Source organism: Phaeobacter sp. HS011, assembly GCF_018101215.1.
Classification (GTDB): Bacteria; Pseudomonadota; Alphaproteobacteria; order Rhodobacterales; family Rhodobacteraceae; genus Phaeobacter; species Phaeobacter inhibens.
Genome location: NZ_JAGEUF010000001.1, coordinates 367876 through 383661, shown reverse-complemented (window position 1 = coordinate 383661; position 15786 = coordinate 367876). Strand labels below are relative to the sequence as shown.

The 15786-nt window shown below is 57.6% G+C and carries 11 protein-coding genes and 1 pseudogene; 4 read left to right on the top strand and 8 right to left on the bottom strand.

Annotated features, from left to right (window positions below; all coding sequences use genetic code 11):
* Window positions 1–249: 249 nt before the first annotated feature.
* Window positions 250–4926, bottom strand: a complete 4677-nt coding sequence (locus J4721_RS01790; protein ID WP_211001974.1) for a DUF4347 domain-containing protein — start codon at window positions 4924–4926, stop codon at window positions 250–252.
* A 320-nt stretch (window positions 4927–5246) separates the two neighbouring features.
* Complete coding sequence (locus J4721_RS01785; protein ID WP_102859841.1) at window positions 5247–6158, bottom strand: LysR family transcriptional regulator; 912 nt, start codon at window positions 6156–6158, stop codon at window positions 5247–5249.
* A 110-nt stretch (window positions 6159–6268) separates the two neighbouring features.
* On the opposite strand from J4721_RS01785, the gene J4721_RS01780 reads away from it, so the two are divergent.
* From J4721_RS01780 to J4721_RS19875, 4 genes and pseudogenes are all read left to right on the top strand, one after another.
* Entirely contained in the window at window positions 6269–7234 is a 966-nt protein-coding gene (locus J4721_RS01780; protein ID WP_211001973.1) for a glutathione S-transferase family protein, read from the top strand.
* Window positions 7235–7296: 62 nt separating this feature from the next.
* Window positions 7297–8109 carry a hypothetical protein gene (locus J4721_RS01775; protein ID WP_211001972.1) on the top strand — a complete coding sequence of 271 codons (813 nt, stop codon included), beginning with the start codon at window positions 7297–7299 and terminating at the stop codon, window positions 8107–8109.
* A gap of 132 nt (window positions 8110–8241) precedes the next feature.
* Window positions 8242–9215, top strand: a pseudogene (locus J4721_RS01770) (IS5 family transposase).
* 39 nt (window positions 9216–9254) lie between these two features.
* Entirely contained in the window at window positions 9255–9605 is a 351-nt protein-coding gene (locus tag J4721_RS19875; RefSeq protein WP_338142638.1) for a Hint domain-containing protein, read from the top strand.
* Window positions 9606–9968: 363 nt separating this feature from the next.
* Here J4721_RS19875 and J4721_RS01760 read toward each other — a convergent pair whose 3' ends face one another.
* Genes J4721_RS01760 through J4721_RS01735 form a run of 6 tightly spaced genes read right to left on the bottom strand, consistent with a single transcriptional unit; the run spans window position 9969 to window position 15748 of the window.
* The gene (locus J4721_RS01760) at window positions 9969–10433 is read right to left on the bottom strand and encodes an HAD family acid phosphatase (protein WP_102859792.1); all 465 of its coding nucleotides are present in this window, start codon (window positions 10431–10433) and stop codon (window positions 9969–9971) included.
* Window positions 10430–10975, bottom strand: a complete 546-nt coding sequence (locus J4721_RS01755; RefSeq protein ID WP_014889308.1) for a histidine phosphatase family protein — start codon at window positions 10973–10975, stop codon at window positions 10430–10432. Before J4721_RS01755 ends, J4721_RS01760 begins: the two co-directional genes overlap by 4 nt.
* Entirely contained in the window at window positions 10972–12039 is a 1068-nt protein-coding gene (locus J4721_RS01750) for an MBL fold metallo-hydrolase (RefSeq protein WP_014889307.1), read from the bottom strand. Before J4721_RS01750 ends, J4721_RS01755 begins: the two co-directional genes overlap by 4 nt.
* Complete coding sequence (locus tag J4721_RS01745; protein ID WP_014889306.1) at window positions 12040–13089, bottom strand: ABC transporter ATP-binding protein; 1050 nt, start codon at window positions 13087–13089, stop codon at window positions 12040–12042.
* The gene (locus J4721_RS01740) at window positions 13077–14780 is read right to left on the bottom strand and encodes an iron ABC transporter permease (RefSeq protein WP_102875471.1); all 1704 of its coding nucleotides are present in this window, start codon (window positions 14778–14780) and stop codon (window positions 13077–13079) included. The genes J4721_RS01745 and J4721_RS01740 overlap by 13 nt, the downstream gene beginning before the upstream one ends.
* Window positions 14780–15748: an ABC transporter substrate-binding protein gene (locus J4721_RS01735; RefSeq protein ID WP_014889304.1), complete on the bottom strand. Its 969-nt coding sequence runs from the start codon at window positions 15746–15748 to the stop codon at window positions 14780–14782. The genes J4721_RS01740 and J4721_RS01735 overlap by 1 nt, the downstream gene beginning before the upstream one ends.
* Window positions 15749–15786 lie beyond the last annotated feature (38 nt).

Here is a 15786-nt window from a genome sequence, read left to right as displayed (position 1 = left end):
TACCGAGAAATTTTGGGGTGCCACGTAGTCTCCCCATCTGGGATGGGGTCAGAATCCATTGATTTCCGCACTGCTGAGCGGTTCATCGCGCCCAAAAGAGCGGTGAGCATGTCTGCTCTTTTCTGACTGACGGATGCACAGATATCGTGTCTTGAGTGGGATTATCTTTATCAATCGTAGTAGCTTGCGCTGCCATCGCTCCGACTACAACGGTCATCTACTGGCTCTGAAACTCAATGAATCCAAACTCTAGAACAGGAACACAGCCTCATTCAGATCCGCCAGCGATATGTTGTGGAGGGTTAGCGTGCTGCCATCCTCAAAACTGAAGATGAAATCGCCATCTGATTGCATGCCAAAGGCAAGCGCCTGCTCACGATCAGTGAAGCTGAAGTCCCTGAGGTTAAGCTGATCATCTTGCACATTGAAATCAGAAATTCGGTCATTGCCGCGCCCGCTGGCAAAGATGAACGTATCACGACCTGCGCCTCCGCGTAGCAGATCATCGCCCATGCCGCCGTTCAATGTGTCCTCGCCGTCTCCACCAGCGAGACTATCATCGCCGCTGCCGCCGAAGGCCCTGTCATCATCGATACCGAGGGAGATCTGGTCGTTCCCGAGGTCACCGCGGACACGATCGGCCCCTGAACCGCCAAAGACCGTATCGTTGCCCTGCCCGGCGCGGATACTATCGGAGCCCTGCCCGCCATAGACACGGTCCGCGCCTTGGCCACCGCGCAGCGTATCGTCGCCTTGCCCACCATGCAGCATGTCATTTCCGCCGCCACCGTTCATCTGATCATTCCCCGCGCCCGCAACACCGCGGTCGTTGCCCGAACCGAGGAACAGCCGATCGTCACCGTCACCACCACGCAATGTATCAACGCCCTTGCCACCATGGAGCAGATCTTCGCCTCGATCCCCGGTAATGCGATCATTTCCGCCGCCGCCGTTGATGGTGTCATTGTAGTTGGTGCCACTGAAGGTGTCATTGTCATCACCTGCCGACACATCCATCGGTATTTCAACAGGAGCTGGCGTTCCGCCTGACGATCCACCACCTGAGGATGCGGGATCTACATTGATCGTAATTACAGCCAGATCAGATATTGCACCATCACCGCCAACGATCCTGACACCGATCTCCCGGTTTCCATCTGTAGGTGCGCTGACAGAAGTGTTGTCATATTGAATGGCACTGAGAAAGCTTTGCATCGCCGCATGGGTTGCGCCTGCGGTGAGGTTGATCACCAGATCCTCTCCCGCGCCGCCAGTTCCGGTGGCCGAAACAGTTCCGATGGTCACGCCGCTTACCGATACGACAGACCCATTGCCCAGACCTGCGGATAGGGAAACGACGCCGCTGACATCCACCGAGATACGGTCTTCGGGCTGCATGCCGCTTTCGTAGGAAATCGTCACGGTCCCTTGATCAAAATTTGCATCGTCCGGGTCGCTGACGGTCAGATTACCACCCACATCAATGGGGGTCGCATTATCGCCTTCGGTAAACGTAAAACTGTCGCCGTCCAAGTTTCCGATGACCGGAGGACTGCTGACGACAAGAATATCAAACGTGCCAGAAACATCCTGATCGCCGCCGTTTGTGCTACCATCATTATCATTCAATGTCAGATCGAAGGTCCGCGTTCCGCTTGCGGAGGGCGCAGAATAGGTGAGATTCTGCAGAAGCGTTTGCACGTTGGCGCTGGTCGCACTTCCGGTTGTGAAATTAATTGTGAGCGTTCCACCATTGGCGCCGACATTGGTGGGGTCAATGGTCCCAACCGTCACCCCATTGACCTGCACGGTCTGCCCTGCGGCTATGACTGCATCCCCATCTGATGTGACAAGCGTGCCATCCACGCCCCAGGACCCATTTGCAGTTCCCGAGGTCTGTTGGATGGTCAGAGACCCCCCTTGGTAGTCATCAGAATCGAGGTTCGAGACCGCGGCATCATTGAGCCCGCTGAGGTCTGCAAAACCCGTCCCGAGAACAATCTGGCTGGCGGCCTCGGCAAACACCGCGTCCACCACGGGTGCGTCATTCACCGGGCTCACCGTGACAGTCGACGCCAGTGACAGCGTGGCACTGTTCTCATTGCTGCCCGTTGCACTGCCACTGTCGGTCAAGGCCGTGATTGTGACAACACGGTTGGAGGCATTGGTCGGATCCTCTGACGTGTTCTGATAGGTGATAGCGTCCACCAAGGTTTGAACGGCCGCCGAGCTCATGGTGCCGCTTGTCAGCGTGACGGTGGCGGTTGTGCCAGTGACCGAAACTGTGGCTGATAGGCTATTTGTTGCAGTGGTGAGCGTGTTGGCATCGGTCAACGCAAGTGCGCTGCCATCAATTTTCAGGATTTCCGCGCTGCCATCGGCCAAGTTGGTGATAGTCAAACGCAGCTCAGTAAAGGTCTGCCCGGACTCTATCGTATCGGCGCTGACTGTATGGAACAGATCCATAGCAGTGCCGCCTTCGATAAAATTCGGATCGGTGCCGGTTGCGCTCAACGTGGGCGCATCATCCGTCGCGGCGACGGTTACGGTCACGGTCGCCGTATCTGAAGTGATGCCAACATCATCCACGATTGTGACACCCAGCGTTCGGTTTGCTGTATTTGGTTCATCGCTGGTGTTGTTATACGACAGCTCGGTTATGAGGGCCTGTACCCGTGCTGGGGTCGCGTCGGCGTTAAGGTCGACCACAAGATTTTCATTCGCGCCACCTGTTGACCCTGCAACAAGCGCTCCGATCATCACCCCCTGTACCGTCACCGTTGAACCAGCAGATTGGCCGGAAGACAGCGCAACATTCGCGCTGGTGTCAATGACAATGCGGTCATGGGCGGTTTGCCCGCTCTGAAACGCGACGGTCAACGAACCGCTGTTGAAGTTGCCGCCATCTGCATCACTGACGGTGGCGTCTGCGTTTGTATCCAAGGCAACATCGCCGCCGTTTTCGACGAATGCGACAGTGTCACCAGAAAGATTGGCGATCACAGGTTTGTTGCCAATGGACATCGAAAAGTCGACCGAGACATCCTGATCACCGCCATTTGCGGTGCCGCCGTCGTCTGTTGTCTCGGTGAGCGTGATAACTCGGTTGGCGCTAGTCGTCGGATCGTCAGAGGTATTCTGATAGGAGAGACCATCTACCAATGTCTGCAAACCCGCCGCTGAAAGAGACGCGCCGGAGAAGCTGACTGTCGCGGTGGTGCCGCTGAGAGAGACTGTCACGCTCAACCCATTGGTCGCGGTGGTGGCAGAGAACCCATGCGTCAGACTCACCTGAGAGCCGTCGAAATTCAGCACCTCAGCCGCGCCATCGCTGACGTTGGTCACGGTGAGGGTCAATCCGGTGAACATTTCGCCACTCTCGACAGTGCTGGCGGTCACCGTGCTGAACAGATCGGACGCTGTAGCGCCTTCTACATATGTGGGGTTACCGCCAGTTGCGACCAGTGTCGGTGCGTCATTGACCGAAGTCACATTGATGCTGATGGTGTCTGCAGTGCCGGTAGCGGTTCCATCACTGGGCGTAACAGTCAACGTCGCGGTTGTCGTGTCGTTGCTGCTGGCGGTGAATTCAATCTTGGTCGTGTCATTCAGATAGGTGTTCAGGGTCGCAGCGCTGCCCTGAAGGGTCATCGAACCGGTGCCGGAATTTGCCACCGTCACGCCCCCAGTGACTCCATTGCCATCGGTAGAGGCAATCGTACCGCGATCTACAGCCAGGGTCAGAGTAATGGTATCGCCATCCGCGTCCGATACATTATAGGCAGAGAGATCAATTGTCGTTGCGACATCCTCGGTCGCCGTCTCATCTGCCGGTGCCCCGCCGAGTGCAGGAACAACATTCGATGGCGTAGCAGCATCGACGGTGATGCTCACGACTGCAAATTCCTGAAAACTGGGGTCATTCGAATAGTCAACGACCACGGTTCGGACGGATGCCCATGCAGCATCGCTGTCCCAGCTTCCGGACCCGATACTGTAAGTCGCAGTGACATTCGCTCCGCTGGCTCCCCAATCGAGACTGTCTGTAACAACCTCGGTTCCGGAACTGTTGAACCCGCGGATCGTAAACGTGTCACCGCTGAGGCTTTGACCGCGGCCTATTACCGTAAAACCCTCAAAGCTGAAGTCGCCGTCTCCAGACAACTGGAAACCGTTGCTATCATTGTTGAAGAAGGTACCGTCTGTACTACCAACATTGCCACCGAGCACGGCACCTACCGCCATGTTCATCACGCCACGGATATTCATATTGGTGAAGGTATTTGCTCCTTCGGTCCCATCTCCATAGTCAAGGGTCAACGCGATGCCGGGAAAATCCGCTATACCATCGCTGCCGTCGACCCAATCCGCTTTGTTGCTCCCATTGTACGAATAGGCGCTGTAGCTAAGAACTGTGGACAGAACCCCGGAAAACTGGGTCTGCGCTGTCGCCGACACACCAACTGGCGTCGTCACGGCGCCTCGTTGCAGGCTAAGCGTCCAGTCGCCGCCCAGTTCCGCCGCCCCCGTCAGGGTCTGCGACGCGGCCACATTGGCGCTGGTCGCCTCTGCCAGAGCGGTGACAAAGGCCTCGCCCTGCGCTGTCGCAGCGACCTTGCAGCCATAAAGAAGGATGTCGCCATTCGGAAAGAGCGCTTTGCCCAGCACCTCCATCACCTCAGGATTAGCTGTAATGACGCTTTTTGTGACAACCTCATTTCCAATAAATAGTCTGCCCTCGTCACCATGTGAGACAACATGCAGGGCAGACAGGCCACTCATATCGCGTAGAGCATCCGCGATTTGGGCCAGACCGGGTTTATCGCTGTCCAGCAGGATAATTTTCGCTTGCTCGGGCAAGTCTTGCAGCAATGTTTGGTACTGTTCTACGGAACGGTCAAAAGCAAAGACTTGAACATCGATCATTGTAAATCTCGGCAGCTATGGCGGAGGGAAACTAATTGATCATGGTATTCAAGACTCTAGTTGTCGGGGTTAATTTTTCCGACAACTCATCGTAAAAAGATAAGCACAAACATCTTTTTCTTTGATCATGCACCTACGCCTTGTTGGCCATTGAAGAGGACGGCTCTCTATGTGGTTTCAGGCACATGTTTTACCCGCTGCACGACCCCTAACCGGGGGATGACGCACGGGACGGAAAAGGCGAGCGGATCGCTTTTCAGCTGTGTCTGCCTGGCCGTACTGGCGCAATACGGTATGTGACATGGAGGCAGTTTTCACATTCAGGCGCTCTGATCCCATGATGGCTCATCACCGCCAAGATGCTCCAGGATGAAATCAATGAAAACCCGCACTTTGGCGGGCAAATAGCGGCGCTCCGGATAGACGGCATAGAGCGTCTGAGACGGCAGCCGACATTGGGGCAGTACCCGTACCAGTCGCCCGGTCGCCAGGTCCGGGCCAGCGCTGAAAGTGGGCAACCGACCTATCCCTGTCCCGCCCAAAATAGCCTCCCGCAGCGCGTCACCATTGTTAACGCTGTAGCTACCACCGGGGCGGAAAGTCTCCACCTCGCCACCGGAGTTGAAAACCCATTCCTGGAAATCCCGGCTATAGGAATATTGCAGACAGTTGTGGGTACTGAGATCGCGGACCGCCTCCGGCGCGCCGTGGCGTTCCAAATAGGCCGGGGCAGCAACCAGAACGTTGTGCAATGGTGCAATCTTGCGGGCGACCAGCGCGGAATCCGCGAGCGTTCCGCCGCGCAGCGCTAGGTCGAACCCGTCAGCGAACAGATCTGCCACCCGGTCATCCATAACCATATCCATAGATACGCCGGGGTGACGCGCCAGAAAGGTGGAAATCAGCGGAGCCACATGCAAACGCCCGAAGGCCATCGGTACATTCACCTTCAGACGCCCCTTGGGGGCCTCTTGCAACGCCAAAACGCTGTCCTCGGCCTCCTGCGCTGCCTCCTGCGCCCGGACCGCATGGGCATAGAAATGCTCGCCCGCCTCGGTCAGGCTGACATTCCGGGTGGAGCGGTGAAACAGCTGCGTCCCCAGCCGCCTCTCGATCTGGGTGATCCGCTTGCTGACTGCGGATTTTGTCACCCCCAATCGCCGCGCTGCAGCAGCAAACCCTTGGGTTTCGGCTACTGCCACAACCACCGGGATGTCTCCCATTCCTTCCATCAGCATTCTCCGACTAGGGTGAATTATTCTCAACGATAAGTTTCACCTTAGCCAGATTATCGCGCCTATGGAAACATTCTATCTTTGCCCCGTCATCAAGGAGGCGACCCATGGCAAAGATTCTGATTGACGGTATTCTCACCGAAAAACCAAAACCGGGAGACGGGGTGTTCCGCCGCATGAGCAGTGGTTTCCGCAATCGGATCGAGCCACAGGCGGAGGCGGAATTCCCGGCTGAGGTAGGCCGCTACCACCTTTATGTCTCCATGGCCTGTCCCTGGAGTCACCGCACCACGATCCTGCGTGCGCTGAAGGGGCTGGAGAAGATCAGCACCGTCACCCAGATGCTGCCGATGGCAGGTCCTGACGGGTGGCAGATCGACGCCGCAGCTCATGATCCGACAGCCGGAGTGCCGCGGGATGAGTACCTCTATCAGGTCTATCAGCGCGCAGATCCAAGCCACACCGGGCCGGTTACCGTGCCGGTGCTGCTGGACAAGAAGACCTGCCGCATTGTCAGTAACGATTCCGGAGAGATCATGCGGATGCTGAATTCGGCCTTCGATGAGCTGGCAGGCGCCACGCCGGATTTCTACCCGCCGGATCTGCAGCAGGACATCGACCGGATCAGCGCCGAAATCTATGCCCCGGTCAACAATGGCGTCTACCGTGCAGGCTTTGCCACCACCCAGGCCGCCTATGACGCAGCAATCACCGATTTGTTCGGCAAGCTGGAGGAGCTGGACACCCTGCTCGGCACCCGCCGCTACCTGACCGGGGAGCGGATCACCGAAGCGGACTGGCGCCTGTTCACCACCCTTGTCCGGTTTGATCCGGTCTATGCGACGCACTTCAAGACCGACCGCAAGCGGATCGCTGATTACCGCAACCTCGGCCCCTATCTGCGCGACCTATACCAAGTGCCCGGCGTGGCCGCCACGATCGAGATGGAGGCCATCCGCCAGCACTATTTTCTGAGCCACCGGCACATCAACCCGCACGGGATCATCTCCGTCGGCCCGCACCAGGATCTGAGCCATCCGCATGGGAGGGGCGGCGCAGCCTACCCCGCCTGAGCCCATCACCCCGCAATCCGACCGGGGCCACTGCCCCGGACACTGAACTGGAGAACTCCACTATGAAACTGCTTTCAAAACTTGCCGCAGCCGCAGCCGTGCTGTGGCTCCCCGCCCATGGGCTTGCCGGCGCCGCGGACACCGCCGGCCTCCTGGAACTGGAATACACCGATGGCCGCCCGGCCTCGCTTGGCGTGGAGGACGTGAATGCGGTGCTGAACAGCGTCGGTGTCCGCGTCAGTACCGTTGCGATCCCGGATCAGGCGCTTCCGATCCTTGAGACCTCCCGCAGCCGCACCATAACTGCCGAGGAGGAGGCGCAGCTGATCTCTGCCTTTGAACTGACCCGCGAAGATCTGCTGACAGAAATCGCCGCCGCAGGGCGGGAGCCGACGGTCGAAAACGGCGGCTCGCTCACCACTTCGGAACCGGGTGTTGCGCCCTACCCCAAGGTCTATGACATGAACAAGATGGACGCTGAGACCCGGGTCTGGGTCCACAAGAAATTCGGCCCGCTGCACATCAACCATGCAGAGGACGGCACCGGCATCGACGAGGTGATGACGATTGCTTCCGGCGGCCCCTGGGTCTGGTTCTTTGAGCTGCCCGGCGATGTCATCGGCAAGCTGACCCTTGGTCATGTCGGCCCGGACGGCGCGGCCTGGCGCATCAGCTATCCTGGCATCCGGCCGCACGGCGGATTTCTTAACCCGGAATACGGGCTTGTTGTCGCCTACGCGCACGGGCCCGAGCAGTTCGAGATCCATTTTGATGCGGACAATGTGGCCGGTTCCCGCCTGAACGGCACCAATGCCTGGATCGACTTCGCGGGGGAGAAGCCGGTGCTTCTGGATACCCTTCCGAAAAGCAACTGAACCGCGAGCGTCTGCCGACTCTTGAATAGTCGGCAGACGCCGTCCGCCACGAATGTGTTCCATCAAGGCGGCTCTGTTGCACAAATTCCGTGTGGGATTCATCTCATGAATCCAGCGTGGTAGCTGGGATGCATGAGCAGACCTTCACCCCCGACCTACAGGACCAGGAACTGACCAGCCTGCAATAATGCGCTCAAGCGCCGCGGCTCGCTGATGATCTGGTTCGACCCTGAGATGAGCTGGGATGCCGCGCCGACAGGCAGGCGTGGCCGCCAGCAGACCTACAGCGATGCCGCCATCCAGACATGCCTTTCGATGAAGGTGCTGTTCGGCATGGCGCTTCGGCAGACGACAGGCTTTGTCGAAAGCCTGCTGCGGCTGGTCGGTCTCGACTGGTCGGTGCCTGACTTCAGCACGCTGTCCCGCCGTCAGAAGACCCTGGTCGTAAACATCCCGTATCGCGGGTCGAAGGGCCCACTGCACCTGCTGATCGACAGCACGGGTATCAAGGTCGAAGGCGAAGGCGAGTGGCACGCCCGCAAGCATGGCGGTCCCAAGCGGCGCGTCTGGCGCAAGATCCACTTGGGGATTGATGAGGAGACGCTGGAGGTTCGGACCGTAGAGATCACAGGGAACCATATCGGCGAGGAGCCGGTATTACCCGACCTGCTCAACCAGATCCCCGCGTACGTGCAGATCAGCAGCGTCACTGCCGACGGTGCCTACGACACCCGCAAATGCCACGATCCAATCGCTGACCGCGGTGCCCACGCTGTCATCCCGCCCCGCAAGAACGCCAAACCGTGGAAGACCGTCACCGCCGGCGCGGTCGCACGAAACGAAGCACTGCGGGCATCGAAATACCTCGGTCGTGCCCTCTGGCGACGATGGAGCGGATACCACCGTCGAAGCCGCGTCGAAACAAAACCTCTCGGGATCATGCTTCGCATAACCCTGCCGGTCAGTGGATGCATTGCGTGAAACTGCTGGGGCAGCGCCTCATGGCGCGGGACTTCGACCGGCAGGTCGCGGAGTTTCAGGTCCGTATCGCCGTTCTGAACGGCTACACTGCGCTCGGCATCCCTGTCACAGAGCCCGTGGGATAAGTCTGTCCGGGGAAAGGGGAACACCGGCCGTCAGCCGATTTGTGCAACAGAGCCGTCACAAGCGCTCATGCCGAACTTATGTTTGGCAGTTCTGAGGTGCTGATAGCGGCAAAGCATCTTGTAAACGATTGCAGTATCCGGGCAAAATCAGGCGGTGAGGTTGAGTATTACCATCTACTGTTTGATCGGCACCAAGTGATTTATGCTGAAAGCGTGCCTTCCGAGAGTTTTTATCCGGGAGATCAATCGCTCGACAGTTTCTCTGAAGAAACGCGAGAAGAGATTCTGGAGCTGTTTCCAGAACTTCGGCACAACATGAGTGCTATTTCCGTGGCCCGGCCTTCTTTGAAATCTTATGAAGGCCAGCTATTGCAGAGATATGTCTGTTAGCTTCGGTGGACAAGCGTTGTTGTTCCAAGATTGATGCGCCTTGATCAAACAGCCCGAAAGGTCGCCAGCTTCCGTCTCAGATTATGCGCTGCCGCAGAAAGTCTGGCGTTGCAGCACCAAAATTGCAGTAGATCCCGTACCTCCGCCTATCATGGGATCACCGCATCCAGCCTAAAGCGGACATGGCCTAACGATGCCATGGAAGGACTCCGATCGTTCGCTGCATACTGGTGATACACGCAAAATAGCGAAGAAAACCCACATCCAGCTTATTTTACGCGTCCACAGTGTTTACTCTCGACATAATGCTCTTATTAATCCGTCGACGTGTCAGACTGCTGTTTAAATATCAACAATGTGTGATCAGAAATCCCCTGGTGCACATTGGAGGCAAACGAGCCCTTCGTTGCGCCAAGCCTCGACGACCGAAGTGCGGTCATCAATTACCAGCCAAGGCTTGAAGCCATCTGCTTTCATTTCGTTCAGCGCACTGCGCTTTACTTCTGGGTCACTCGCACTGTCCTGATCCATTGCCCGCAAATATATACCGTCGAAAGGCAGGTCATGTTTGTGAAGCCATGCAATCGTGTGTTCGGCCCAGCCTTTTGGCCGCCCGGAACAGATCACGATGGTCTCCCCGCTTTCTTTCAGCCGACGCATAAGTTTCGCAATTGGTGCAATCAACGCGGCATCAGCCATGGCATGATGAAACTCATCCCAGTGTTTCTCAACACCATGCACAAGATGGCCAAGGCGGTCTGCATCGAATTCAGCAAGTGTGCCATCGACGTCGAATACAACACATGGGGTAGGTGTTGCTTGGGTCATAGGGGCGTCTCCATCATTTTGCTGTCTGTCTGTTTGAAAAGGAGCGGTGTCGCATTTGGAGGGCGCCGCCCTGCGTCGCCGGTTGTCCAAAGGATACGAGCCGCACGAATGATGCCTGAATGACAAACAAGAACCGGTAGTTTTCCCTGCGAGGCCGCGCAAATTTCTGTAATCGCGGTGTGCACTCGCATTATCATACCGGACCAGCATTCGCCTTGATCCGGCGTATCTTCCCGGAGGGGCTGTTCAGTCAGTGGTTTCCCCTCAAACACGCCCCAGTCGCGTTCTCTTAATCCGTTGTGCAGCCAGAAATGCTGGCCCGGAAAGGCAAGGCGTGCAGTGTCTTGCGCCCGTGACATCGGACTGGCGTAGATCGCGATTTGCTCTGGCCATGTCGTGTGAGATAGCGCGCGCGCCTGATTGCGGCCCAGCTGGGTCAGCTGAACATCCGTGACACCCGCGATGATCGCATCTGCGTTGGCGGTTGTCTCTCCGTGCCGGATCAGGCAAAAGTCTTGAGATGGCAAAGGGGGCGTGTTCATAAGCGCACCCGTTCGTGGAAGAACACCTCGGCATCCAATCCTTCAACAAGGTAATCCTCAGGATGGGCGCAAAAAGCGGGCGCAAAGCGCTTTGCGCCAAGGCGCTTTAGCATCTTCACCTGATCGCGCAGGGGTGGATGCACGTTCCAACGTTGGAAATAGCCGCCCGGAACACTGCAAATGCCACGCGCATGGGCCGTCATATGGCCTGTGAATACAACATGGGCATCGCGCCCCAAACGGCCGCTTTCACGCCAGGCCCGCACATACCCCCAAGCGGCACCACCGTCGGCGTTGGGTGTATCGCAGATTAGGAAACGCGCTTGCTCCATCGGACCACGGTCCAGAAGCGGAGCGATTTCTTGGGCATTGGCACTGACATTGCCACTGTTCAGCGCGGCGCGCAGCGTATCTTGGCACTCAGGGTCAAGCATTACACTTTCAGGTCCGTAGCACCGGATCAGATGCAGCGCCATCTCACCTGCACGGCCAGACGGGGGCACAGGTAAAAGCACCTGACCCTGCACCCTGTCCAGCAGGGCATGCATCGCCTCAAGGCGTTGAGATTGCGGGACATCATCCAAATGATAAGAGCAATCCAAAATGGCTGTCGCAGCCGGAGGCGGCGCATCGAAGGAAAACCAATCAGATTCCTCAGACCAATCACCAGAATAGTAGAACCCTTCTCCCAGATCGAAGTGGAACCAAACACCGCCCATCGCGTGCCCATTGCGGCCCGTGGTCAGTGTTACGCCATCGATCACCGTCTGACCTTGTTCGGGCAACAGATGCACTTTAGCGGCAGGGGGAAGCGCCTTGGCAGTCTGCGCCGTGGCATATATAGGCAGCCCTGCCTCCACAGCATAAGAGGCCCCGCCGATGTGATCAATGTGGTCGTGGGTGATGAACACAGCCTCGGCCCCCTCAAGCCAGAGGGGATCGAAATACGCGTTAGCCTCGGGGCCAAAGCCGCAATCAAGCAGCCAAATCCGATTATCCGAGGTCAGTTTTATGCATGCGGGACCTTTGTCCCCTATGCCGGAAAGTAAACGTATGCTTTGCATTTAATCCTCCCAAAAAGCCCAAGGAGTTGTAATTGTAAGGCCCAATTGGGTGCCGACCTCGAAACGCGCGCGGGTTTCGGCAAACAGGCGTGCACCGCAGTCGGTCACCGCTTCCAACAGGTATTTACCGCCCACATAGGTGACCCGCGCGACTTTGCTGCGCAGATCTCCTGTCTCGGTAATGGTCAGGTTTTCAGGGCGCAGACAGACATGGCTGACCTGCGCCTCCTGGCTTGCGGATTGCACTGCAACCTCGGCCCCCAGAATACGCGCCTGTTGCGCATTTCCGCCGGATTTGAGCTCTTGCACCGGCACTACTGCGCCGCGCCCGACGAATTCTGCGACAAAGCGGTTCTTTGGCCGCTCGTAAAGGGTTTGCGGTGTATCGAATTGCTGAATGCGCCCTTGATCCATGACTGCAATTCTGTCGGCCATCGCCATGGCTTCGGTTTGATCATGAGTCACATAAACCATCGTGGCGCCGGTACGCTTGTGGAAGTCGGTAAAGACGCCCTGCATCGTCGCGCGGAGTGCCACATCAAGGTTGGCCAAAGGCTCATCCAGCAGGACCGCGCAGGGGTCAGACACAAGGCAGCGGGCCAAGGCGACCCGCTGCCTTTGCCCCCCCGAAAGGTCAGAAGGCATACGATCAGCATAGTCCACCAGCCCGGTTGAGGCCAAGGCGGCATCGGTCTGATTTGCGATTTCTGCCTTGGATAGTTTTCGGATCTCAAGCGGGTAGGATATATTGCGCCGCACAGACATATGCGGCCAAAGCGCATAGGATTGGAACACAAACCCGATTTTGCGCACTTCGGGGGGCAGGTTCGCGCCCGTTCGGGCGTTGGCCATTTCGCGCGTCCCGATACGCAGGCGTCCGTAGCTGGGCGCTTCAAAACCTGCCAAGATCCGTAAAAGCGTGGTTTTGCCACAGCCCGATGGCCCCAAAAGCGCAATAAATTCGCCGTCGTCAAACCGCGTTGTAATGTCTTGTAGCGCAGGCGTACCTGCGAATGTCTTGCCAACGCCGGACAGGTCTATGTCTGCCATGGGACAACTCCTTTGGGAAAGCGGCGTGATAACAACTGAATCAGCGCCATGAGGACGATGACGACAAGCACGATGGTCATCGCCAATGCGCTTGCCATGCCGGTTTCGCCGCTGTCATCGAGATTGAAAATCACCACGCCAAGCGTCTCGGTGCCCGAGGACCACAAAAGCGCAGACACCGTGACTTCGTTGAACGCGGTGAGAAAGACAAGAATTGCCCCCGCCGCCGCAGCAGGTGCCGAAAGCGGAAAGATCACATCACGCAAACGCCGGTAAAGCGAAGCACCAACCGATTGCGCTGCCTCGTCCATCGCCGGATCAAACTGTTTGAGGCTGGCCTGAACCGGACGGAACATGACCGCAAAGAAGCGCGCGATATAGGCCAGAAAAATAATCCAGATGGTGCCGTAAAGCGTGGCATCTGTGAAAGGCAGCTTGATCAGTAGCAAGATCATGGCAATCGATAAAACCACCCCCGGCAGCGCGTAGGGCAAGTCAAGCAGGCTATCGAACAGGCGAGCAAGCCGGTTCTTGCGCCTCTCCATCAGCCACGCAAGGGGGAAGCAAATCACGACAAGCACCAAGGATGCGCCCATTGCCAGCCCGAATGAGTTGGTAAACGCGCGTGATGTTGAGGGTTGCCGGAAAATCACCTCCTGCCACGACGCAATGCTGACCGTATCAAGGCGCAGCGGCACCCCGTAGGCGGGTATCAAGGAGGTGGCCAAAAGGCCAAACATCGGCAACACAAGGATGGCAAAAATCACCGCCCACAGAAGGATTTCAACAGGCAGGCGCGCCTTACCCAGCGGCAGAACTAAGGGGCGGGATGTGCTACCGACAAGGTGTAGCTTCTGACGGGTCTGGAAGAGACGTTGCAACAAAATACCGGCAACAGCCACAACCCCGATTAGCATGGCTAGAACCGAAACTTCGGCCAAGACCGTCGTCCCCATTCCCGCCAGCTTCTGATAGACAAGCGTCGGCAACGTCGCATAGCCTGCCGGAATGCCCAGCATCGCCGGAATGCCAAAATTGCCAAGAGCGGTCACAAAGGTGATTGCCGTACCGGCACCCAGACTGGGCAGGGTCAGCGGCAGCACCACTTGCCACCATATGCGCAACCCTTTCGCACCGCTGATACGGGCGGCCTCAACAACGTCTTGGGGGACAGATCGCAGGCCAGCGCGCAATGTCAGAAAAATGATCGACATATGCTGGATGCCCAGAAGAAAAATAATCCCCTCAGGCGAATAGAGTGGCTGCGGCGCCCCAAGTGGAGGCGCGATGCCCAGCGTTTTCAACAGAGCCGACGAAGGCCCCATAATCTGGACCCAAGACAGCGCGGTAATCTGCGGCGGGATCATCATCGGGATCATCAGGCAGAAAACCAACGCCGCCTTCGCCCTGAGGTCTGTCAGCGCGACGAGGAATGCAAAAGCAGATCCAAGCACCAAAGACACCAAAGTGCCACAACCAGCCGTGATCAACGAATGTTCAAGCGCGCTAATGGTTGAGGGCTGCGCCAGCACATCGCGCATCAGGGTAAGGCTGGGGTCCCCTTGATACGTGACGCCCTCGACAAAAAGGCGCAACACTGGGGCAAGCGTCAGACAGATCGCGACGACCAGAATAGCAGAGAGCAGCCGGGCCTCGGACCGGCTGCCTCCGTTGTATTGTGCGGCAAACATTACTCAGCGCCGAAAAGCTCTGAGAATTTGGCTTTGTTGGCATCTGCGTTTGCGAGCGCTTCGGCAGGATCAAAGGCCATCAACTTGATGTCATCGCGCGCGGGGAAACCTGCGGGGACACCCATGCCGTCGCGAGCCGGGATATAGCCCATATCCAGAACCAGGTCCTGACCGTCTTCGCTCAGCAAGAAGTCGACAAACTTCTCTGCGCCCGCAACGTTCTTGGCAGAGGACAAGATCGCAACCGGCTCAGTCACATAGGAGACGCCTTCTTCAGGGAAAACGAACTCTACTGGCGACCCATCGGCCTTGTTGCGGATCGCGAGGAAGTCCACGACCATGCCGTAGGGTTTTTCGCCCGAGGCGACGGCCTTGAACGTACCACCATTGCCGCCCTGTGCGCGCGCCCCGTTGGCGGCAAGGCCTTCGTAGTAGTCCCAGCCCAAGCTGTCGTCGCTTGTGAGCGTGGCAAGGTGGATCAACGCGGCACCGGAATACAGAGGTGATGGCATTGCGATCTGACCCTTGATTGAGGCGTCAGAAAGGTCGCCCCAAGATGTCGGTGCGGTTTCAACGCCGGTATTGTAGACAAGGCCGGTCGTGATCAGCTTGGTGGAGTAGTAAAACCCCTTGGGTGAGAAGAGGGCTGCGTCGTAGTTCTCGGCTTCGGGGGAGCTATAGGCATTCAGCAGGCCCTGTTGTGCCATGCCTTCAAGGGTTACGGTGTCTGCGATCAAAAGCACGTCAGGCTGCGGGTTACCGGCTTCGATCTCCGCGCGCAGGCGTGCCATTAGCTTGGTCGTGCCATCACGCACCCAATCGACTTCAGTGCCGGGGTTGGCTGCCATAAAGGCATCAACCGTGCGCTGCGCGTCAGCATTGGGTTGCGAGGTGTAAAGGGTGATCGTGTCGGCAATGGCTGTGCTGGCCAAGAGCGCGAAAGCGGAGGATGTGAGGACGGACTTCATAGGGCTCTCCTGAAGGTTATTCTTTCGAACGAAAGCAT